The organism is Poseidonocella sp. HB161398, assembly GCF_005870025.1.
Classification (GTDB): Bacteria; Pseudomonadota; Alphaproteobacteria; order Rhodobacterales; family Rhodobacteraceae; genus Mangrovicoccus.
Genome location: NZ_VATA01000016.1, coordinates 36,657 through 58,210 on the forward strand (window position 1 = coordinate 36,657; position 21,554 = coordinate 58,210).

Sequence of the window (21,554 nt, forward strand, 5' to 3'; positions counted from 1 at the left end):
CTGCTTGGATAGGGTCCGGCCATGCAGCCGACCCTCTCCCCGACGCTCTCTCCCGACCAGGAAACCGCCTATGCCCATGTGGCGGCCGCGCTGGAACGCGCCGGCGTCGACATGGACACCGGGACCGCCGGGCCGCCCACCGACGACCAGAGCGCGATTGCCGTCCTCGGCAAGGCGGGCTCGGGCAAGACGCTGCTTCTGGCCGAACTCTGCCGCAAGCTCCGCGACATGGGGATCGACATCGTCAGCGGCGACTACGAGCCGAAGCGCGGCAAGGAGCGGCGCAGCCTGGCGATCCTGGCGCCGACCAACAAGGCGGCCTCGGTGCTGCGGCTGCGCGGCGTGCCCGCGACCACGATCCACCGCATCCTCTACACGCCCGTCTACAATCCCGAATACGAGCAGATCGCCGAATGGCTCTCCGGGCAGACCCAGACCAAGCCCGAGGTCGAGGGCATCGCCCCCGAGGCGCTGGACCGGGCCAAGGCCTTCTTCGATCTCTACCAGTCGATCCCCGGCGCGATGGCGGCGGTGGGCGTGCGCGGCTCGGATTTCATCACGGGCTGGAAACGGCGCGAGGACCCGCTGGATATCGGCTTCGTCGACGAGAGCTCGATGCTCGACGAGCGGCAGTTCGAGGACCTCAAGGAGATCTTCCCGACGCTCGTCCTGTTCGGCGACCCGGCGCAGCTGGCGCCGGTGGGGCTCTCGGGCGAGATGGTCTTCGACCGGCTGCCCGCGCCCGCCCGCGTTACGCTCAGCCGCATCCACCGCCAGGACGGCGACAACCCGATCCTCGACCTCGCCCATGCGCTCGGCGATCCCGATATCGGCTTCGACCAGTTCGAGCGGATGGTCGAGCAGGCGGCCCGGCGCGACGACCGCGTGGTGGTGGCCGAGCGCGTCGATTGCGACCTGATGGCCCGCTCGCCCGTGCTCTGCTGGCGCAACAACACCCGCGTCCGGCTGATCACCGCCTTCCGCGCCGCCCATGGCACGCCGCCCGACGGGCTGCTGCCCGGCGAGCCGCTGATCTGCGACGGGATCGAGCTGCCGCTGAAGCACCGCAAGAAGCGGCTCGACCTCGAGGCGCGGGGGCTGATCAAGGGCGCGCAGGTGATCTATCTCGGCGCGGGGCAGAAGCCGGGCTTCGCCCGACTGCACGTGCTCGGCGCGCCTGATCCGCAGGTTTCCGCCGCCTCGATCATCAAGATCGAGCAGCCCGAGGAGGACGAGCCGCTGATCGCCTCGGCCGCGCGGATGGGGGCGAGCTTCCTGCATGGCGCGGCGGTGACGATCCACAAGGCGCAGGGCTCTCAATGGTCCTCGGTGCAGGTCTTCTCGCCGGATATCTACGCCGCGGCGCGGGCCGGGCGGACCGAGGCCGGGCTGCCCCTGTGGAAGCGGCTGGCCTATGTCGCCATCACCCGCGCGGAGGAACGGCTGCTCTGGGTGACGCGCTACCGGCTGGCCAAGCCGAAGGACGGGCTCTCGACCGCCGACCTGAAGGTCCCGCCGCCGCCGATGGCGCTGGCGCAGGAGCCCGCGGCGGAGACGGCCGAGGAGCCGGCGCAGCAGAGCATGCTCTAGCGGCGCAGCATGGCGAAGGCGGCGGAGGCGGCCCAGCCCGCGGCGATGGCGATGATCAGCGACAGCCCGCCATAGATCAGCGGCTGTTCCTGTGCGAGGCTGAAGACCCAGCGCTCCAGCCCGACCTTGTGGACGGAAATCACGGTCTGGTATTCGTCGACGACCCGGCCGCTGCGGGTCAGGAAGATCCGCGCGGTGTAGTTGCCGACGGTCAGGTTCGCGGGCATGCGGATCGAGGTGCGGAACAGCGTCTCCTCGTCGAGCGCCACGGCCCCTTCGCGGATCATGTAGCGCCCGTCGGCGATCCTCAGCCGCTTCAGCGCCTCGAGATAGGAGGGCGCGTCCGAGGCCTCCTCGGCGGCGCCGATCGCCTGGATCGCCCGGTCGAGCGAGATGCGGTAGCGCAGATCCTCGGTCTGGCTCAGCGCGGTATCGAGCGGCCGGGTTGTGGCGACGGCGTAGAAGCTGGGCGCCACGTCGATCTCGACCGCGCCGGAATTGACCCAGATGCCGAAGCGCCGGGCCTTCTTGCGCACCGTCACCGTCTCCTTCGGCCCCTCGACCGCGATCACCACGTCAAGCGGCTGGTCCGAGGGCGGCGGCGCGTCGCGCTGGACCGCGCCGAAGATCAGGATGCTGGACCCGTCGAAGGTGGCCGTAATCGCCACCTCGTCCTGGCTGAGCCCCAGCACGACCCGCTCGGCCCCCGCCACGGAGGGCAGGACGAGCAGGATCAGGAGCGCCGCGAGCCGGGTCAATGCGGGATCTCCGAGGCGATGGAATAGAGCTCGGACGGCGTCAGCAGCAGGTCGAGCGCGATCTTGAAGCAGACGATCAGCACCATGCCCGCCAGCAGGATGCGCAGCTGCTCGGCCTTCAGCCGCACCGCGATGGCCGAGCCGATCTGCGCGCCGATCACGCCGCCGATCAGCAGGAGCACGGCCAGCACCGCATCGACGGTGTAGTTCGTCGTCGCGTGCATGATCGTGGTGAAGGCGGCGACGAAGATGATCTGGAACAGCGACGTGCCGACCACGACCTTGGTGGGCATGTGCAGGAGGTAGATCATCGCGGGCACCATGATGAAGCCGCCGCCCACGCCCATCACCGCCGAAAGCACGCCGACGAAGGCGCCGACCAGCACCACCGGGATCGCGGAGATGTAGAGGCCCGAGGTGCGGAATTTCATCTTCAGCGGCCAGGTATGGACCCAGCCCTTCTCGGGGCGCTTGCGCGGGACGTAGTCCTTGCGCTTCGAGCGCAGGAGGGCGTTGAGGCTTTCCACGAACATCAGTGCGCCGATCACGCCGAGGAACAGCACGTAGCAGAGCTGCACCATCAGGTCGACCTGGCCGATCTCGGTCAGCATCTCGAAGATCTTGACTCCGATCGCCGCGCCGACGAGCCCGCCCGCCAACAGCACCCAGCCCATCTTCAGGTCGACGGTCTTGCGCTTGAAATGCGCCAGCACGCCCGAGAAGGAGGAGGCGACGATCTGGTTGGCCTGGGTGCCGACCGCGACGGCCGGCGGGATGCCGATGAAGAAGAGCAGCGGCGTCAGCAGGAAGCCCCCGCCGACGCCGAACATGCCCGAGAGGATGCCGACGATCCCGCCCAGCCCCAGAAGGAGGAAGGCGTTGACCGAGACTTCCGCGACCGGAAGATAGATCGTCATGCGGCCCCTCCCGGCTCAGCGTTCCTTGACGTAGGGCTCGCCGCCGGCGCGCGGCGGAATGGCCTTGCCGACGAAGCCCGCGAGGATCACGACGGTCAGGATGTAGGGCAGGGCCTGCATGAACTGCACCGGCAGCGCGATCCCGGCGATCTCGATCGACTGGAAGCGGTTGCCGAGCGCGTCGAGCAGGCCGAAGAGCAGGCAGGCGCCGAGCGCCGACCAGGGCCGCCATTTGGCGAAGATCAGCGCCGCCAGCGCGATGAAGCCGCGCCCCGCGCTCATGTCCTTGACGAAGCCCGCCGAGAGCCCGGTGGAGAGATAGGCGCCGGCGAAGCCGCAGAGCAGCCCGCAGATCATCACCGCGCCATAGCGCAGGCCCACGACCGAGACGCCGGCCGTGTCGACCGCGCCCGGATTCTCGCCCACCGCGCGCAGCCGCAGGCCGAAGCGGGTGCGGAAGAGCACGTACCAGGTGGCGGGAACGGCCAGGAAGCCCAGATAGACCAGGATCGTGTGGCCCGAGATCAGGTCGTAGTAGATCGGCCCGAAGACCGGCACGTCGCGCAGGGTCTCGGCGAAGGGCAGGGTGATCGGCTGGAACCGCGCGCCGCCTTCAAGCTGCGGCGTGCGCCCGCCCTGCTGGAACCAGTCCTGGGCGATCAGCACGGTCAGCCCGGTGGCCAGGAAGTTGATCGCCACGCCCGAGATCAGCTGGTTGCCGCGGAAGGTGATCGAGGCGAGCCCGTGGATCGCGGCCAGCGCCATCGAGGCGGCGCAGCCCGCCAGCAGCCCCGCCCAGACATTGCCGGTCAGCGACGCGGCCGCGGCCGAGAAGAAGGCGGCGATCAGCATCTTGCCCTCGAGCCCGATGTCGAAGACGCCCGCGCGTTCCGAGAAGAGCCCGGCAAGGCAGGCGAAGAGCAGCGGCGTCGCCAGGCGCAGCGTGGAGTCGAGGATCAGCAGGACGGTATTGAGATCCATCACGCGGCTCCCTTCTTGCGCAGGGCGAGGAAGAGCCGCTCCAGCGGCGTGCGGACCATGCCGTCGAGCGCCCCGGTGAAGAGGATCACGAGCGCCTGGATCACCAGGATCATCTCGCGGCTGATCGCCGGGATCTCGAATTCCAGCTCGATCCCGCCCTGGTAGAGCGCCCCGAACAGCACCGCGGCGAGGAAGACGCCGACCGGATGGTTGCGCCCCATCAGCGCCACGGCGATGCCGACGAAGCCCGCGCCCTGGACGGAGTCGAGCGTCAGCCGCTCGGCCTCGCCCATCACCGCGTTGATCCCCATCAGCCCCGCGAGCCCGCCCGAGATCAGCATCGTGATCATGATGATCCTGACCGGGCTGATCCCGGCATAGACCGCGGCCGGTTCGGACTTGCCATAGGCGCGGATTTCATAGCCGAGCCGCGTCCGCCAGATCAGCAGCCAGACGCCGATGCAGGCCAGCACCGCCACCAGGAAGGCGACATTGAGCGGCGCGAAGCGGTTGAACGGGATGCCGAAGACCCCCAGCACGTCATAGGCCGAGGGCAGGTGCGTGCCTTCGGGGAAGCCCGCGCTTTCGGGCGCCATGCCGGGCGCCTTGAGGACGTTCACCAGCAGGTAGACCATCAGCGCCGAGGCGATGAAGTTGAACATGATCGTGGTGATGACGATATGGCTGCCGCGCCTGGCCTGCAGCCAGGCCGGGATCGCCGCCCAGGCCGCGCCGAAGAGCGCGCCGCCGATCACCGCGAAGGGCAGGGCGAGCCACCAGAAGGGCCAGTCGACCGCCAGGCAGACCAGCGCCACGCCCAGCCCTCCCAGCGCCGCCTGTCCCTCGCCGCCGATATTGAACAGCGAGGCATGGTAGGCGACCGCCACGGCGAGGCCGGTGAAGATGAAATTCGTCGCGAAGAACAGCGTGTAGCCCCAGCCGCGGGTCGAGCCCATGGCGCCGTTGACCATGACCTCGAGCGCATGGACCGGGTTCTCGCCGATATAGAGGATCACCAGCCCCGAGACGAGGAAGGCGAGCACCAGGTTGATGAGCGGGATCAGGACCACATCGGCCCAGCTCGGCAGTTTCTGCATCAGGCAGCGCGTCCTTCCATCCCGGCCATCAGCAGGCCCAGTTCCGTCTCGTCGGTCTCGCCCGGCAGGCGCTCGCCCATGATCCTGCCGTCGAACATCACCGCGATGCGGTCCGACAGCGACATGATCTCGTCAAGCTCCACCGAGACCAGCAGGATCGCCTTGCCCTCGTCGCGCAGCTCGACGATGCGCTGGTGGATGAACTCGATGGCGCCGATATCGACCCCGCGGGTCGGCTGCCCGATCAGCAGCAGGTCCGGGTCGGCCTCGATCTCGCGGGCCAGCACGATCTTCTGCTGGTTGCCGCCCGAGAAGTTCTTGGCGGCGAGGTTCGGATCGTGCGGGCGCACGTCGAAGCGGCCCATCTTGGCATCCGTGTCCTCGCGCAGCGCCTGGTTGTCCATCATCAGGCCCGAGCAGTATTTCGGCAGGTCCTGGTAGCCGAAGCCGGTATTCTCCCAGGCCTTGAAGTCGAGGATCAGCCCCAGCCGGTGGCGGTCCTCCGGCACATGGGTGATCCCGGCGCGGCGCCGCGCGCGGGCATCCGATCCGGGGCCCGAGAGGCTGAGCGGCCGGCCCTTCAGCAGGACCTCGCCGGTGGCGGCGCGGATGCCGCCCAGCACGTCGAGAAGCTCCGACTGGCCGTTCCCGGCAACGCCCGCGATGCCGAGGATCTCGCCCGCGCGGACCTGCAGGTCGATGCCCTTCAGCCGCTGGACGCCCTGGCTGTCGGTGACGCCGAGATTCCTGACCTCGAGCACGGTTTCCTTCGGCTGCGCCGGGGTCTTGTCGACGCGCAGCAGGACCTTGCGGCCGACCATGCGCTCGGCCAGGTCCTGCGGGCTGGTCTCCGAGGTCTTGACCGTGTCGGTCATCTCGCCGCGGCGCATCACGCTGACCGTGTCGGTGATCTCCATGATCTCGCGCAGCTTGTGGGTGATCAGGATGATCGTCTTCCCCTCGGCCTTCAGCCCGCGCAGGATGCGGAACAGGTGGTCCGCCTCGGCAGGCGTCAGCACGCCGGTCGGCTCGTCGAGGATCAGGATATTGGCCTCGCGGTAGAGCGCCTTGAGGATCTCCACCCGCTGCTGGTGGCCGACGCTCAGATCCTCGATCTTGGCATCGGGGTCCACGTTCATCTCGTATTCGCGGGCAAGCTCGGTCAGGTGCTTGCGGGCCTTCGCCAGGGTCGGGCGCAGGAAGGCGCCTTCCTCGGCGCCAAGCACGACGTTTTCCAGGACCGAGAAGTTCTCCACCAGCTTGAAATGCTGGAAGACCATGCCGATCCCGGCCTTGATCGCGGCCTGGCTGTCGGGGATCGGGGTCTCGCGCCCGCCGACCAGGATCTCGCCCGAGTCGGCCTTGTAGAAGCCGTAGAGGATCGACATCAGCGTCGATTTCCCGGCGCCGTTCTCGCCGATGATGCCGTGGATCGTGCCCGGCATGACCTTGAGCGAGATGTCCTTGTTCGCCTGCACCGGCCCGAAGGCCTTGGAGATGCGGCGCAGTTCGATTGCGGGGGCCTCGCTCATTCCAGGAACCCCACGAGCCGGGTGACGGTGCCGTCGCTGCCCAGATCGGCGACATAGAGCCCCTGGCGCACCGGGCCGTCCCCGCGCAGCAGCGTGAAGGGCAGGCGGGCATGCGGGCCGTGCTGGTCGACCGGGCCCGCGGGCTCGATCCGGCCGTCGGGCAGGCGGGTCCGGAACGTCGTCAGGAAGCCGACGAATGCCGCGCGGTCGGTCAGCGGGCCGCTATGAGGGTCGGCATAGTAGAAATCCTCGGAGGTGACCTCGCTGACGATGCGGTAGCGCTCTGCGGAGGAAGGGGCGCCCCAGGCTTCCAGGAGGCGCAGGAGCGGGTGGGTGTCAGCCATGTCGGGCCTCACTCGGACTTGGGCCCGGCGCGTCCCGGGGAACGCGCCGGGGCAGGGATCAGAATGCCGGGCAGGCGCCGTCGGTGGTGAAATCATGCACCGAGAGCTCGCCGGAGATGATCTTGGCCTTGGTCGCCTCGACCGTGTCCTTCATCTCGGGGGTGATCAGGTCGGCATTGAACTCGTCCAGTGCCCAGTCGACGCCCTGGTTCTTCAGGCCCATCACCTGGATGCCGGGGACGAAGCTGTCGGTCGCGCCCTCGTCGAAGATCTGGTAGACGGCGTTGTCGACGCGCTTGAGCATAGAGGTCAGGACCGAGCCGGGGTGCATGTAGTTCTGGTTGCTGTCGACGCCGATCGAGTAGATGCCCTCGTCGGCTGCCGCCTGCAGCACGCCGACGCCGGTGCCGCCCGCCGCCGAATAGACCACGTCCGAGCCCTGGGCGATCTGCGCGCGGGTCAGCTCGGCACCCTTCACCGGGTCGTTCCAGGCCGCGGGCGTGGTGCCGGTCATGTTGATGATGACCTTGGCGTCCGGCTTCACCGCCTTGACGCCCTGGGCATAGCCGCAGGCGAATTTCGAGATCAGCGGAACGTCCATGCCGCCGACGAAGCTGACCGTGCCGGTCTTCGAGGCCATCGCCGCCAGCACGCCGACGAGGAAGCTGCCCTGGTGCTCTTCGAAGACCACGGATTTCACGTTGGGCTGGTCGACCACGCCGTCGATGATGGCGAAATTCACTTCGGGATAGTCGGGGGCGATCTTGTCGAGCACCGAGATGTTCATGAAGCCGATGGTGATGACCGGGTTGGCGCCGCTTTCGGCCATGCGGCGCATCGACTGCTCGCGCTGCGCTTCGGACTGCAGTTCGGTCTCCTTGTAGGAGCCGCCCTTCTCGGTGATGTAGCGCTGCGCGCCGGTATAGGCGCTTTCGTTGAAGGACTTGTCGAATTTCCCGCCGAGATCGATGATCAGGCCCGGTTCCGCCAGCGCGGCCGTTGCCGCCATCGCCAGGGCGGCGGTCGCGCCGAGGAGGGTTTTCATGATTGTCATAGGTCTTCCCCTTGTTGGTCACGGGCCGGATCCGGCGCCCGGGTCGCAGGCTTGCGCAGCCGGTTTGAGCCGATAGAGCCGCAGCCTCGGCAAAGGGTCAACCGTTTTCGGGGGGATGCGGCAGGGTGCCGGGACGCCGATTTGGGCAGCTGCCCTATTTCGCGGCAGGCGCGGCGGGACCCAGGCTGCGGGACATGACCAGCGCGTCGATCCGCGCGCCCTCCGGGGTCTGGTAGTACCCCTTGCGGCGGCCGGATTCTTCATAGCCGCCCGCCAGATAGAGGGCGCGGGCGGCCGCGTTCGCGGCCGAGACCTCGAGGAAGGCGGTCTCGGCGCCGAGCGCGCGGGCGCGGGTCTCGAAGGCCTCCAGAAGGCGGCGGCCGAGCCCTTCGCGGCGGTGTCCGGGATCGACGGCGATGGTCAGGAGCTCCGCCTCCCCGGCGATGGCGCGGCCGAGCGCGAAGCCGCCCGGCGCGGGCACGGCGAAGCAGCCCGTACTGTCGAGCAGCCCCGCGATCTCGCTCTCGGACCAGGGGCGGGGGGTGGTGAAGCAGGCCGCATGCAGCGCCGCCATCGCGGCGGGCGTCATCCCAGGATCGCCGGGGCGGGATCGCGCGGCGGGGCGGCGTCGGCGGGCCGGATATAGAGCGGCGCGGGACGCGCGGCGGGCTGCCCGATCCGCGACAGCGCGACCCGGCCGATCGCCTCGGCCAGCGGCATCGCGGCCGGTGCGGCCTCCGGACCCTCGCCGACCCGCGGCAGGCCCGCGGGCAGGAGCGCCGGATCCTCGACAAGGGCGGGGGGCTCGGCGCCGCCGGGGGCGAAGAGCTGGGCATAGACCGCGCCGCGGCGGGCATCGAGCAGCGCCAGAACCGGGCGCGGCGCGCCCTCGGCCAGCGCCTCGAGCGACGTCACGCCGATCGCCGGGATCCCCAGCGATAGCGACAGGCCGCGCGCCGCCGCGACCGAGAGCCGGATGCCGGTGAAATTCCCCGGCCCGACCCCGACGGCGATTGCGTCGAGCGCCTCCATGGCGATCCCCGCCTCGCCGAGCGTCTCGGCGACCAGCGGCATCAGCCGCTCCGCCTGGCCCTTGGCCATGGCTTCGGCCCGGGACGCAACGACAAGGCCGTCCCGGAGGACGGCCACGGCGCAGTGAGCGGCGGAGGTGTCGAAGGCGAGAAGCGCGGCCAAGGTCAGACGGCGACCGGACGCACTTCGATGACTTCGGGGATGTAGTGGCGCAGCAGGTTCTCGATCCCCATCTTCAGCGTCAGGGTCGAGGACGGGCAGCCCGCGCAGGCGCCCTGCATGTGCAGGTAGACGATGCCCTTCTCGAAGCCGTGGAAGGTGATGTCGCCACCGTCCTGGGCCACGGCGGGACGCACGCGGGTGTCGAGCAGGTCCTTGATCTGGTTGACGATCTCGGAATCCGGGCCGTCATGGTCGGCATGGCCTGCCGGGCCCTGCTCGCCTTCCATGACCGGCGCGCCGGACTGGAAGTGCTCCATCACCGCGCCGAGGATGGCGGGCTTCACATGGTCCCACTCGGTGGCCTCGTTCTTGGTGACGGTGACGAAGTCATGGCCGAAGAAGACCGCGACGACGCCGTCGACGTCGAAGATGCGGTTGGCCAGCGGCGATTTCGACGCCGCCTCGGCCGAGGGGAAGTCGGCCGTGCCTGCCTGCAGAACAGTCTGGCCGGGCAGGAATTTCATGGTCGCCGGATTCGGCGTGGATTCGGTCTGGATGAACATCGGCGCCTCCGTTTCGACCGATATGCGCGGCGCAGGGCCCCGAGTCAAGGTTTGGAACGGTTCTAAACTGCTGCGGCGGGGCCGATCACGGACATTCGATCTGCGCTGGCGTGCCATAGGCGGTCGCCATGCAGGCCGCGGAGCGGTCGAAGCTGCGGTCGCCGCGGCTCCAGGTTTGGCCGGACGCGAAGACCGGGTCGCTGCTGAAGGCGGTGCCGAGCCTTGCGCCGATCACCGCATCGAAGCCGACGGCCTCGGCCTGCGCGCGCAGCGCGTCGAGGATCCCGGTCGCGGCATCCCCCCGAGCCGAGCGCGCCGAACTCGGTATCCCCGCCGAGATGGCCGTATCCGCAGGAGGCGCGGGGGATCCGGATGCCGACCCGGGCGATCTCGCGGCCGGCCACCGGACAGCTTTCGAGCGTGCAGGCGCCGAGGACCCCGGCCCGCGCGGTCAGCGGCGCGACCAGGCAGGGCAAGGCGCGTCAGGCGGGAATATCCCGGGGCGGCAGTCGGTTCGCCATCGATCCTCCGGGCCCGCGCCGGGCGCGGACAGGGCGCAAATCGCCGCTTCCGCCGGGTCAGGTGATGGTTTCGAGCTGTTCTTTCGACAGGTTGCCCGGCACCACGGTGACCGGCACGCGCAGCGAGGGCATCGACTTGATCAGCTGGGTGATCAGCGGGCCCGGGCCGCTTGATTCGGTCGAGGCGCCCAGCACCAGCACGCCGATCTCGCTATCCTCGGAGATCTGCGCCAGCACCTCGTGATAGGGCTCGCCCTCGCGGATCACCAGTTCGGGATCGACCCCCTGGCGGTCGCGCATCCATTTGGCGAAGACCTCGAAATGCGCGGTGATGCGCTCGCGCGCCTCGCCGCGCATGATGTCGCCGACGCCGATCCAGTGGTTGAACTCCTCCGGCGGGATCACCGAGAGGATCACGACCGCGCCGCCGGTATGGGCGGCGCGCATCGCGGCGAAGCGCATCGCGTTGAGGCATTCGCGGCTGTCGTCGAGGACGACGAGAAACTTGCGCATCAGGCTCCCTCCGGCCACGTCCGGGCCTCGCGGCACATTGGCCACGGGGGCCGGGTTTTGCAAGCCTCAGCCCGCCGCCTCTGCCCGCGCCCAGTCCCAGTAGAGCTCGAGCACCCGTTTCGTAACGGGACCATGGGCATAGGTGGTCTCCTCGAAGGCGCTGACCGGGGTCACCTTGTTGAGATTGCCCGACAGGAACACCTCGTCGGCGCCGCGGATGTCGTCATAGGTCAGCACCGCCTCGTGCACCGTCACGCCGTCGGCGCGCAGGTTGGCGATGTGGCGCGCGCGGGTGATGCCCGACAGGAAGGTGCCGTTGGCGATCGGAGTGAAGACCTCGCCGTCCCTGACCATGAACACATTGGCCGTGGCGGTCTCGGCGACATTGCCCAGCATGTCGGTGACCAGCGCGTTGTCGAAGCCCTTGGCGCGGGCCTCGGCCAGCATGCGGCCGTTGTTCGGATAGAGGCAGCCGGCCTTGGCATTGCAGACCGCGACCTCCAGCGTCGGGCGGCGGAAGCGCGTGGTGCAGAGCCGCTGCGCCGCTTCGGGCGGGGCCATCGGCACGGCCTCGAGGCTGATCGCGAAGCCCGCGCTGCCATCGGGCTGGACCGCGGTCTCGTTGCCGTCGATGCCCCAGTACATCGGCCGGATGTAGATCGCGGCATCCTTCGGGAACAGCGCGCAGCCCTCCAGCGCGATCCGCATGATCTCCTCGGCGCTGTGGGTCGGCTCGAGGAGCAGCGCCCTGGCGGAGCGGTTCACCCGCTGGCAATGCGCCAGCAGGTCGGGCGCCATGCCGTCGACGAAACGCGCGCCGTCGAACACCGTCGAGGCCAGCCAGGCGCCGTGATCGGCCGCGCGCATGACGGCGACGTCGCCCTCGTGCCAGGTGCCGTTGAAATAGGTGCGGATCTCGCTGCCGACTGCCATGGGAGGTCTCCTGATATGCGCAATGGCGATGCGGGCGGTGCCCGGAGCCGGTCCGGGCCCGCGCCCGCGGGGGGCGATGCGGGCGGTGCCCGGAGCCGGTCCGGGCCCGCGCCCGCGGGGGGCGACGGGGGCGGCGCCCGGACCGGTTCCGGACCCGCGCCCGCGGGGGGAAGGGGCGGGGATCCGCCGCCAGGGGCGGCGGATCCGGCGGGGCTCAGCCCACCAGGCCGACGATGTCGTAGGCTTTCTTCAGGATCGGCTGCGCGACCTCGCGGGCGCGGGCCGAGCCCTGGGCGAGGATGCGGTCGATCTCGCCCTTGTCCTGCATCAGCCGCGCCATCTCGGAGGAGATCGGCGAGAGCTTCGACACGGCCAGCTCGACGAGCTTCGGCTTGAATTCCGAGAACTGCTGCCCGCCGACCTCTGCCAGGACCGCCGCCGGGGTCGTGCCCGCCAGCGCCGCGTAGATGTTCACCAGGTTCTTCGCCTCGGCGCGGCCGTCGAGCCCGTCCAGCTCCGAGGGCAGCGCCTCGGGATCGGTCTTGGCCTTGCGGATCTTCTGGGCGATGGCATCGGCGTCATCGGTCAGGTTGATCCGGCTCATGTCCGAAGGGTCCGACTTCGACATCTTCTTGGTGCCGTCGCGCAGGCTCATCACCCGCGTGGCCGAGCCCTCGATGACGGGTTCGGGGACCGGGAAGAAATCCACCCCGTAATCGGTGTTGAACTTGATCGCGGTGTCGCGCGCCAGCTCGACATGCTGCTTCTGGTCCTCGCCCACGGGGACATGGGTCGCGTGGTAGACCAGAATGTCGGCGGACATCAGGTTGGGATAGACGAAGAGCCCGGTCGAGGCGCTGTCGCGGTTCTTGCCGGACTTGTCCTTGAACTGGGTCATCCGGTTCAGCCAGCCCATCCGTGCCACGCAGTTGAAGATCCAGGCCAGCTGGGTGTGCTCGGGCACGCCGGACTGGTTGAAGAGGATCGATTTCTGCGGATCGACGCCGGTGGCGATGAAGCCCGCGGCCAGCATGCGCGTCGCGTCGCGCAGCTTGTCGGGGTCCTGCCAGACGGTGATCGCGTGGAGGTCGACGATGCAGTAGATCGTCTCGTAGTCCTCCTCCTGCATCTCCCCGAAGCGCTTCAGCGCGCCCAGGTAGTTGCCGAGGGTGAGATGTCCCGAGGGCTGGATGCCGGAGAACACGCGCGGGGTGAAGCCGGCGCTACCTGCAGGGCCTTCGGATTGCGTTTGGACCGCATCCATGGGATTTGCCTCCTTTGGGCATGGAATGTTAGGCCCGGCTCGCTTATCCCTGCCCCCGTCCATGGTCAATCACCCCCGGAGCTGCCGCATGTCCTCCCGCCCGCGTCCCCCTGCCGCCGTCAATCCGCTGCCCGCCTCGGTGACCGGCCTGGCCGCGGTGATCTTCGGGGTGGAATGCCTGTTCTCCCTGGCCGACCGCGGGCTGATCGGCGGCGGCGGCGGCGGGCTGGGGCTGCGGCTCGGCGCGCTGGAGCATTTCGCCTTCTACGGCCAGGCGCTCGACTGGATGCTGGTCAACCACCGATTCCCGCCCGACCAGCTGGCGCGCTTCGTCACCTATCCGCTGCTGCATCTGGGCTTCACCCATGCGGTGATGGCCTGCGTCTTCATCCTGGCGATCGGCAAGATGGTGGGCGAGGCCTTCGGCAATGTCGCGGTGCTGGCGATCTTCTTCGGCGCCTCGGTCGGCGGCGCGCTGGCCTACGGGCTGCTCCTGAACGAGACATTCCCGCTGATCGGCGCCTTTCCCGGGGTCTACGGGCTGATCGGCAGCTTCACCTTCATGAAATGGGTGCGGCAGAAGGCGGTGGGCGAAAGCCAGATGCGCGCCTTCCAGCTGATCGCGCTGCTTCTGGGCGTGCAGCTGATCTTCGGCGTGATCTTCGGCTCGCGCAATGACTGGGTGGCCGATATCGGCGGCTTCGCCTGCGGCTTCGGCCTGTCCTTCCTCTTCGTGCCGGGCGGCTGGACGCGGCTGCGCGAGAAGCTGCGCAAGCGCTAGGGTCAGGCCCCATTGATTTCCCTGGGGCTATCGTGATTCCAGCGCTCCTCTGGAGGTGGATGATGAAAGACCTGTTCTGGCTGACTGTGTGAGGCGGAGCAGCACTTGATCCGGGGGATCGAATGCCTGCCGAACCAGATGGACCGGATCCGTCCGTTTGCCGATCCTCCAAGCGTCCCAAGTCGCACGGACGCCCAGGGGCGATGACCGGCGCGTGCTCAGCGGGATTACCTTCTTCAATCGCAATGGCTTGCGCTGGCGCGACACGCCCGCCGAGCATGGCCCGTAAAAGAGCCTCTGCCACTGTTGGCGCCGGATGGGAACCTTCGCCCGGATCATGGAGGGTCCGGCCTCTGACGGCCGGGATGCGCGGACAGTCATGATCGATGCCACCTTCCTCAAGGCCCGCCGCATGGCGTCCAGCCTGCGGGGCAAGAAGAGGGGCGCGGACGGCTCATCGGGCTGGGTTCGAGAAGCAGGAAACGATCCGGGGGGCGTTTCCCCGGGAACGGCGGCATGGGCTCGTAGCTGCTGGCCGTCAGCGACCGCTTGCGACGTCCGATCGGCTCCTGCCTGACGGGCGGGACAAGGGAGCGATTGCAGGGGTGCAGCGATCCTGCCGGCATGGCTGCCGGGGGCCGAGTGGCTGGTCGCGGACCGCGGCTCGCGAGCCATGCCGCGCCACCGGTCCAAGCGGCATGGCGAATGCCGAATGGAACCTCAATTCATTGGAAACATTTGATATAGAGGCTTGCCTTTCGTCTGGGCGGTGCCGCAAGGGCGCGAGCCCGCATGGCAAGAGGAGGTGCGAGCGCCGTCACCGGATTGACTGCATGTTCGGCCGCCTCAAGGACTGGCGGCGCGCCGCCGCCAGGTGCGACCGGTGCCCGCTCGTGGTTCTTTCGGCAATAGCCTTGGCGGCCACTGTGATCCTTTGGCCATGAGATGCCGCTGCGGGCCGCACGCTGCACCGCCGTTACCTCTCGCCGGACACCGCGCCTGCGGCTGCCATTCCCGTATCGAACTCCCGCGGCGGATGACGGGATGAAGCTGTTTGCCGGGCTGGATGCATCGCTGGCGAAGACGGCGGTCTGGGTGCTCGACGAGCATGGCAAGATCATCGGGGAATGGATGCGGCCAGCAAGCCGGAGCCGTTGATCGCCTTCCTTCGGGAACCGGGCGGACCAGCCGAGGCAATCGGGCTTGAAGCCGGGCCGTTGTCGCAATGGCCGCCTCGGGCGATGACGGAAGTCGGCCTGCCTGCCGTTCTGATGGAGGCGCGGCAGGTGAAGGGTGCCTTGACGGCGATGCCGATCAAGACCGATCGACGCGATGCGGAAGGGATGGCGCGCCTTCGGCATCTCGGCTGGTTCCGCCCGGTCCATGGCAAGCCTGTCTCCGAACCGGAGGTCCGCGCGGCCCTTGCGGCCGGGACGTCGATCCAGAACGGTGTGATCGCGCTGGAGATGCCGCTGCGCTTGCTGCTGCGGAGCTTCGGCCTGAAGGCGGGTGCGATCTCGCGCGGCAGGTGCGAGGCGCGGATCCGCGAGCCGGCCGACGGCAGCACGATGCTCGAAGCCGCGTCCGAGCCCGTGCTGCGCGTTCGCGCGGCCTTGCGGCTCGAACGCGCCGGACTGGAGAAGAGGGTCAGGCAGGTGGCCTGCGAAGACCCGGTCTGCCTGCGTCTGATGGCCATGCCCGGACTGGGTGCGGTTGTCGCACTCACCTCCCGCTCGGCGGTCGATGACCCTTCGCGCTTCGATTCATCGAAGAATGTTGGCCCCTTGGGTGGGCTGACACCCTCTCGCAGCCAGTCCGGCGAGCGGGATGTTCCGAGCGGCATCCCGAAGGCCGGGGACGTGAGTCTCCGGCGTGCCTTGTGCCGGGCGGCCATGGTCATGCTGAACCGCGGGCGCGGCAACGCGCTGCGCATATGGGCCGCTCGCGTCGCCAGGAGCCGTGGACGCAAACGCGTGATGGTTGCCCTGGCGCGCCGCATGGCTGTCGTGATCACCGGATGCGGGTCGATGGAACGCGCTTCAGGATGGAGGCTGCGGCACCCGTCGCCTGACCCGACCGTTTTGCCTGCCTCGCAGTTGGCTCTCGAGGTCCTGAAGGAACGCGCTTCTCGTGATGCCGGGGTCTGGACCGTCGCCAGCCATGCGGAGCACGCCCATGAGATGGACACGCCGGACCTGCGTCGAGCCAGCATCTGCCGACAGCCGTCGCGGCTGACCGCGGATCGAAGCACGGTCCCGAAAAGCCTCAACCAGGAGGCCCGGTGCGGCAGTCAGATCGACCACCCGCCAGCGGGCTCTGATCTCGTGGTTGAAATCACTTGACGGACGAAGACCCGTTGCCGAAGACCAGAGCCCGGGCTGCGGCCGGCCCCTCAGGGCCGTTCCGCGGCCGCCTTCCGGGTCTTGCAAAGCCGTGCTTCATGGGCGCGGATTTCCTCCTCCAGCAGCGCCGCGAGCGGGGCGAGCCGGGCGGCATGGCGCCGCCAGACCTCCTCCCGCGGCCGGACCGGACCGCGCGCGGCCAGCGCCGAGGCCGTGTGGAGCGCCGCGCCGCTTTCGTCCGCTGCGAAACAGGCAGGATCGGGGTCGAGCCCGCAGAACTCCAGCATCCGCGCGATCTCGGCCTGCGGATCCGCGGCGAGCCGTTCCAGCACGACCTCTAGCACCCGGTCCGGGAAGGCGGCCTGCCAGCGGGCCATGGCGGCCTCGGTGGCGCGGAATTCCGCGGCGATCTCCTCCAGCCGGTAGGACCAGGCCTGGCCCTGGCCGAAATGGGTGCGGAAGCAGGAGAAGCCGGTGGCCATCGGGTGGCGCCGCATCCAGATCGCCCGCGCCTCGGGCAGGGCGACCAGCGCGGCCCCGGCGAGATAGGCATTGGCGGGCATCTTGTCAGTGACGGTCCCGTGCTCCCCGGCCAGGCGGCGCAGCGCGGCGCGATAGGACGTGGCCATCTGCGCAGACGCCCCCGGGCCGGACGCGGAGAAGAGCGGCGTGACGGCGCGTTCCAGCGCATCGGTCTCGCCGCCGGCCGCGACGCCGGGATGGCGCGCCAGGATCTGCTCGGCCAGCGAGGTGCCCGAGCGCGGCATGCCGAGGATGAGCACCGCGCGGGGCGCCTCTGCAGGGGCGGGGACGGGGCAGAGTCGCGCGGGCAGTTCTGCCGCCGCCGCGATCTTCGCGCGCCGCGCCGCCAGCATCCCCGCCGGACGGGCCGCGGCGATGGCGGCATTTGCGCGGGCGAGCAGCGCGAAGCTCTCTTCATCCGCGCCCCGGTCGCCTTCGGCCTTCGACAGCGCCAGATCGAAGAGCAGCCGCCCGGCCGGGGGCGTGGCGGCGCGGGCCGCTTGCAGCGCCTCGTAGCAGGCGGTGTCCCGGGCGAAATCGACATGGGCCGCGAGGTTGTGCCAGACCTGCCCCGCTGCACCGGGGAGCGCCGCGGCCCGGCGCAGCGCCACCTCCGCCCCGGCCAGATCGCCCAGCACCTCGCGGCAGCGTCCGAGCAGGTTCAGCGTGTCGGCATCCCCGGGCCCTGCGGCGAGCGCCGGCTCCGCCTCGGCGAAGCGGCCGAGCCGGTAGAGCGCGACGCCCTGCGCGGCCCGCAGCTCCGGCGCGCCGGGATTGAGGGCCAGCGCGGCATCGCCGAGAGGCAGGGCGGCGGCGGCGCGGCCGGTGACGGCCAGCGCGCGCATCGCCATCGCATTGGCTGCAACGTCTCCGGGATGGGCGCGCGCCAGGGGCTGCAGGACCGCCAGCGCGCCTGCCGCGTCGCCGGTCCCGGCCAGGCGGGCCGCGGCGGCGCAGGCCTCGGCCCGCGCGGCCCCGGTAAGCGACGCCAGCGCGGCGGCTGCATGGGAATTGGCGGGGTCGCGGGCGAGGATCGAGCCGCAGCGGCGCGCGGTCTCCGCCGCGCTTTCCGCCGGGGCCTGCCGCGGGCGCGGCGGGCCTGCCTGCCAGCCCCCGGGCCCCTGCCTCTTCGCCTGCCTCCTGCCTCGCCGGACCATGTTTTCCGCCTCCTGCCTTGACCTAAGGTCTAGCCTGAATAAGGTTAACCTAGCTTTGCGACAGGCCCGATGCCGTTGTTTTTGGCAGTTGATTAAATGTTACGCATATGCCGGGAATTGCCTGCATGAGGCAATCTCGCCGCTTTTCCTCCCGGGTCCTGCATGCCACGCATTGGGCGAGGGATAGAGGGTTCTGATGAGCACGACGTATTTCAACGAGATGTATGACGGCAGCGAACTCCGGCTGCCCTACGCCAATCTCGAATCCTGGCAGCGGGACATGCCGCAGGAACTGCGCAACCTCAAGCAGGCCGAGGCCGAGGCGCTGTTCCGAAGGATCGGGATCACCTTCGCCGTCTATGGCGAAGGGGGCGACCCGGACCGGCTGATCCCCTTCGACATGTTCCCGCGGGTCTTCACGCATCGCGAATGGGCCCGCCTTGAGCGGGGGATCAAGCAGCGCGCCCGTGCGCTCAACGCCTTCCTCTGCGATGTCTACAACCGCGGCGAGATCGTCCGCGCGGGCAAGATCCCGGCGCGTCTGGTCTACCAGAACGAGGCCTTCGAGAAGGCCGTCTGCGGCATCAAGCCGTCGAAGAACGTCTACAGCCACATCGTCGGCATCGATCTGGTGCGCACCGGTCCGGACGAGTTCTACGTGCTCGAGGACAACTGCCGCACGCCGTCGGGGGTCTCCTACATGCTGGAGAACCGCGAGATCATGATGCGGATGTTCCCGGATCTCTTCCGCGGCAACCGCATCGCCCCGGTGGAGCGCTATCCCGACCTCCTGCGCAAGACGCTGGCCTCGGTGGCGCCGCCGAAATGCGACAGCGACCCGACGGTGGTGATCCTGACGCCGGGCCATTTCAACTCCGCCTATTACGAGCACAGCTTCCTTGCCGACCTGATGGGCGTGGAGCTGGTCGAGGGCGCCGACCTCTATGTCGAGGGCGACTTCTGCTGGATGCGCACGACGCAGGGGCCGAAGAAGGTCGACGTGATCTACCGCCGCATCGACGACAGCTTCCTCGACCCGCTGTGCTTCCGGCCCGACTCGATGCTGGGCATCCCGGGGCTGATGAATGTCTACCGCTCGGGCGGGGTGCAGATCTGCTCGGCGCCGGGCGCGGGCGTGGCCGACGACAAGGCGATCTACACATTCGTGCCCGAAATGGTGCGCTTCTATCTCGGCGAAGAGCCGATCCTGCAGAACGTGCCGACCTGGCAATGCGCGATCCCCGAGGACTACGCCTATGTCATGGCCAATCTCGAGGATCTGGTGGTCAAGGAAGTCCACGGCTCGGGGGGGTACGGCATGCTGATCGGCCCGCGCGCCTCCAAGGGCGAGATCGAGGCCTTCGCCCACAAGATCCGGGAACGTCCCGACAACTACATCGCCCAGCCGACCCTGTCGCTGTCGACCTGCCCGACCTTCGTCAAGGACGGGGTGGCGCCGCGCCATGTCGACCTGCGCCCCTACTGCCTGGTGGGCGACACGATCGAGCTGGTGCCGGGCGGGCTGACCCGCGTGGCGCTGACCGAGGGCTCGCTGGTGGTGAACTCGTCGCAGGGCGGCGGGGTCAAGGACACCTGGGTCCTGGCGGAGTGAGGAAAGACCAATGCTGAGCCGGACGGCAGAGAACCTTTACTGGATGGCGCGCTACCTGGAGCGCGCCGATACGATGGCGCGCCTGGTGGAGCTGGGCACGCGGATGCGGCTGATGCCGGATGCGGTGGACGGATTCCGCAACGAGTGGGACTCGATCCTGCAGGCCTCGGGCACCGCCGACGGCTTCGAGCGCAAGTACAAGGACACGGTGGAGCGCAACCTCGTCTCCTACCTGTTCTTCGACCAGGAGAACCCCTCCTCGGTCTTCTCCTGCCTGTGGCAGGCGCGGGAGAATGCGCGGATCGTGCGCACCGCGCTGACCGCGCCGGTCTGGGACGCGCTGAACATGGCCTACCAGGAGATGAAGGAATACCAGCGCCGCCCGCGCAGCGAGATGGACATCTCGGAAATGAGCGAGTGGACCACGCGGCAGACCGCGCTGGTGCAGGGGGCGATGAATGCCACCATGCTGAGGAATGACGGCTACGACTTCCTCAACCTGGGCTACTACATCGAGCGCGCCGACAACACCGCGCGGCTTCTCGACGTCAAGTACTACGTGCTGCTGCCCGATGCGGGCTATGTCGGCACCGGGCTCGACAACTACCAGTGGACGGTGATCCTGCGCGCGATGCAGATGCACCGGGCCTTCCACTGGGCCTATGGCGGCGAGGCGACCGCGGCGAAGATCCTCGACATGCTGATCCTCAACCCGCAATGCCCGCGCTCCATCCTGGCCGCGGTGCAGGGGGTCAACGACCATCTCGACCGGCTGGCCCGCGGCTACCGCAAGTCGACCGAGGCCCAGACCAAGGCGCGCAACCTTCTGGCGGAACTGCTGGAAACCCGCGTCTCGGCGATTTTCGAGGAAGGGCTGCACGAATTCCTCGAGCGCTACATGCGCGAGATGGCGGCCTTGGGCAACGCCGTGCACAGCTGCTATCTGCGCGGCTCGGTGATGTGAGCGGAGAAAGGGACATCATATGAAACTGACCGTTTCGCACCGGATCGTCACCCGGTTCGACCCGCCGCGCCGCCGTCTCCTGCAGAGCATGCGCGTCTATCCCACCGACTGCGCCAGCCAGAAGGTGCTGAACTGGGAGATCACCGTGGCCGATGCCTGCGCCGGCGCGGTCTTCACCGACGGGGTGGGGGACCAGACGGTCACCTTCTCGCTGCCGGGCGAGGTCTCCGAGGTGGTGACCGAGATCAAGGGCGAGGTGCAGACCTTCGACACGCTCGGCGTGCTGCGCGACGCGCGCGAGAAGGTCTCGCCGGTCGCCTACCTGACCAATACCCGCCTGACCCGGCCCGATGCCGCGATCACCGCCATGGCCGCCGAGGCCGTGGCGGGGCTCGACGAGGCGAAAGGGCTCGACCGGGCGCATCACCTGGCGAAGGCGGTGACCGCCGCCATGACCCGCGAGCGCGATCCCGGCAAGGAGCCGCTGACCGGCGCCGAGGCGCTCGACGCGGGCAAGGGCGGTCCGGCGGACTACGCGCATCTGCTGATCGCGGCCTGCCATTCGCTGTCGATCCCGGCGCGCTTCGTCTACGGCTACTTCATGCGCTCCAGCGCCGATTTCGAGCTGGAGGTGGAGGCCGAGGCGCAGGTCGGCGCCACCGTGTCCTCGCACTGGCCGGCCCATTCCTGGGCCGAGATCTGGGTCGAGGGCATGGGCTGGGTGGGCTTCGACCCGCTCGAGGAATGCTGCCCGGACGAGGCCTATATCCGGCTCTGCTCGGGGCGCGACGCGCTCGACGCGATGCCGGTGCGGGCCGTGGCCCTGGGCATGGGCGGAGAAGCCCATGCCGTGGCACTGGACGTGGCGGGAAGCGAACAGTAGAAGGCCCCTGATCGAAGGATCTGATCGGCGAC

At 69.0% G+C, this 21,554-nt stretch carries 20 protein-coding genes and 1 pseudogene; 7 read left to right on the forward strand and 14 right to left on the reverse strand.

The window, feature by feature from the left end:
* The first annotated feature begins 21 nt into the window (after positions 1–21).
* Positions 22–1,590, forward strand: a complete 1,569-nt coding sequence (locus tag FGX59_RS14200; RefSeq protein WP_138467392.1) for an ATP-dependent RecD-like DNA helicase — start codon at positions 22–24, stop codon at positions 1,588–1,590.
* Here the strand turns inward: FGX59_RS14200 and FGX59_RS14205 are convergent.
* The 13 genes from FGX59_RS14205 to trpS all read right to left on the reverse strand — a co-directional run bounded on the left by FGX59_RS14205 (position 1,587) and on the right by trpS (position 13,261).
* Positions 1,587–2,348 carry a TIGR02186 family protein gene (locus tag FGX59_RS14205; RefSeq protein WP_138467394.1) on the reverse strand — a complete coding sequence of 254 codons (762 nt, stop codon included), beginning with the start codon at positions 2,346–2,348 and terminating at the stop codon, positions 1,587–1,589. The two genes, FGX59_RS14200 and FGX59_RS14205, sit on opposite strands and share 4 nt — an antisense overlap.
* Positions 2,345–3,265, reverse strand: coding sequence for a sulfite exporter TauE/SafE family protein (locus tag FGX59_RS14210; RefSeq protein WP_138467396.1), 921 nt, complete (start codon positions 3,263–3,265; stop codon positions 2,345–2,347). The genes FGX59_RS14205 and FGX59_RS14210 overlap by 4 nt, the downstream gene beginning before the upstream one ends.
* A gap of 15 nt (positions 3,266–3,280) precedes the next feature.
* The gene (locus tag FGX59_RS14215; RefSeq protein ID WP_138467398.1) at positions 3,281–4,246 is read right to left on the reverse strand and encodes an ABC transporter permease; all 966 of its coding nucleotides are present in this window, start codon (positions 4,244–4,246) and stop codon (positions 3,281–3,283) included.
* Positions 4,246–5,343, reverse strand: coding sequence for an ABC transporter permease (locus FGX59_RS14220; RefSeq protein WP_138467400.1), 1,098 nt, complete (start codon positions 5,341–5,343; stop codon positions 4,246–4,248). Before FGX59_RS14220 ends, FGX59_RS14215 begins: the two co-directional genes overlap by 1 nt.
* On the reverse strand, positions 5,343–6,875 hold the full coding sequence (locus FGX59_RS14225) for an ABC transporter ATP-binding protein (protein ID WP_138467402.1): 1,533 nt from the start codon (positions 6,873–6,875) through the stop codon (positions 5,343–5,345). The genes FGX59_RS14220 and FGX59_RS14225 overlap by 1 nt, the downstream gene beginning before the upstream one ends.
* A complete protein-coding gene (locus FGX59_RS14230) occupies positions 6,872–7,219 on the reverse strand; it encodes a hypothetical protein (RefSeq protein ID WP_138467403.1) in 348 nt (115 codons plus the stop codon). Before FGX59_RS14230 ends, FGX59_RS14225 begins: the two co-directional genes overlap by 4 nt.
* Positions 7,220–7,277: 58 nt before the next feature.
* Positions 7,278–8,273: a BMP family protein gene (locus tag FGX59_RS14235; RefSeq protein ID WP_138467405.1), complete on the reverse strand. Its 996-nt coding sequence runs from the start codon at positions 8,271–8,273 to the stop codon at positions 7,278–7,280.
* Positions 8,274–8,427: 154 nt separating this feature from the next.
* Positions 8,428–8,862, reverse strand: a complete 435-nt coding sequence (locus FGX59_RS14240; RefSeq protein ID WP_138467406.1) for a GNAT family N-acetyltransferase — start codon at positions 8,860–8,862, stop codon at positions 8,428–8,430.
* Positions 8,859–9,467, reverse strand: a complete 609-nt coding sequence (gene tsaB / locus FGX59_RS14245; RefSeq protein ID WP_138467408.1) for a tRNA (adenosine(37)-N6)-threonylcarbamoyltransferase complex dimerization subunit type 1 TsaB — start codon at positions 9,465–9,467, stop codon at positions 8,859–8,861. Before tsaB ends, FGX59_RS14240 begins: the two co-directional genes overlap by 4 nt.
* Positions 9,468–9,469: 2 nt before the next feature.
* Entirely contained in the window at positions 9,470–10,030 is a 561-nt protein-coding gene (locus FGX59_RS14250) for a NifU family protein (protein WP_138467410.1), read from the reverse strand.
* A 578-nt stretch (positions 10,031–10,608) separates the two neighbouring features.
* On the reverse strand, positions 10,609–11,064 hold the full coding sequence (locus tag FGX59_RS14255) for a universal stress protein (RefSeq protein ID WP_138467412.1): 456 nt from the start codon (positions 11,062–11,064) through the stop codon (positions 10,609–10,611).
* Between the two features lie 66 nt (positions 11,065–11,130).
* Positions 11,131–11,997, reverse strand: a complete 867-nt coding sequence (locus tag FGX59_RS14260) for a branched-chain amino acid aminotransferase (protein ID WP_138467413.1) — start codon at positions 11,995–11,997, stop codon at positions 11,131–11,133.
* 214 nt (positions 11,998–12,211) lie between these two features.
* Positions 12,212–13,261 (reverse strand): tryptophan--tRNA ligase, encoded by a 1,050-nt coding sequence (gene trpS / locus FGX59_RS14265; RefSeq protein ID WP_138467415.1) that lies wholly within the window; start codon positions 13,259–13,261, stop codon positions 12,212–12,214.
* 88 nt (positions 13,262–13,349) lie between these two features.
* On the opposite strand from trpS, the gene FGX59_RS14270 reads away from it, so the two are divergent.
* The 3 genes and pseudogenes from FGX59_RS14270 to FGX59_RS14280 all read left to right on the forward strand — a co-directional run bounded on the left by FGX59_RS14270 (position 13,350) and on the right by FGX59_RS14280 (position 16,384).
* The gene (locus FGX59_RS14270) at positions 13,350–14,042 is read left to right on the forward strand and encodes a rhomboid family intramembrane serine protease (protein ID WP_138467417.1); all 693 of its coding nucleotides are present in this window, start codon (positions 13,350–13,352) and stop codon (positions 14,040–14,042) included.
* A gap of 122 nt (positions 14,043–14,164) precedes the next feature.
* A pseudogene (locus FGX59_RS14275) lies at positions 14,165–14,986 on the forward strand (IS5 family transposase).
* 183 nt (positions 14,987–15,169) lie between these two features.
* Entirely contained in the window at positions 15,170–16,384 is a 1,215-nt protein-coding gene (locus tag FGX59_RS14280) for an IS110 family transposase (protein ID WP_370296014.1), read from the forward strand.
* Between the two features lie 50 nt (positions 16,385–16,434).
* Here the strand turns inward: FGX59_RS14280 and FGX59_RS14285 are convergent, their stop codons facing one another.
* The gene (locus FGX59_RS14285) at positions 16,435–18,063 is read right to left on the reverse strand and encodes a sulfotransferase (protein ID WP_138467418.1); all 1,629 of its coding nucleotides are present in this window, start codon (positions 18,061–18,063) and stop codon (positions 16,435–16,437) included.
* A 196-nt stretch (positions 18,064–18,259) separates the two neighbouring features.
* On the opposite strand from FGX59_RS14285, the gene FGX59_RS14290 reads away from it, so the two are divergent.
* The 3 genes from FGX59_RS14290 to FGX59_RS14300 are packed head-to-tail and all read left to right on the forward strand — an operon-like array spanning position 18,260 to position 21,522.
* Positions 18,260–19,675: a circularly permuted type 2 ATP-grasp protein gene (locus tag FGX59_RS14290; protein ID WP_138467420.1), complete on the forward strand. Its 1,416-nt coding sequence runs from the start codon at positions 18,260–18,262 to the stop codon at positions 19,673–19,675.
* Positions 19,676–19,685: 10 nt separating this feature from the next.
* A complete protein-coding gene (locus tag FGX59_RS14295; RefSeq protein WP_138467422.1) occupies positions 19,686–20,639 on the forward strand; it encodes an alpha-E domain-containing protein in 954 nt (317 codons plus the stop codon).
* 19 nt (positions 20,640–20,658) lie between these two features.
* Positions 20,659–21,522, forward strand: coding sequence for a transglutaminase family protein (locus FGX59_RS14300; protein WP_138467425.1), 864 nt, complete (start codon positions 20,659–20,661; stop codon positions 21,520–21,522).
* The last annotated feature ends 32 nt before the right edge of the window (positions 21,523–21,554 follow it).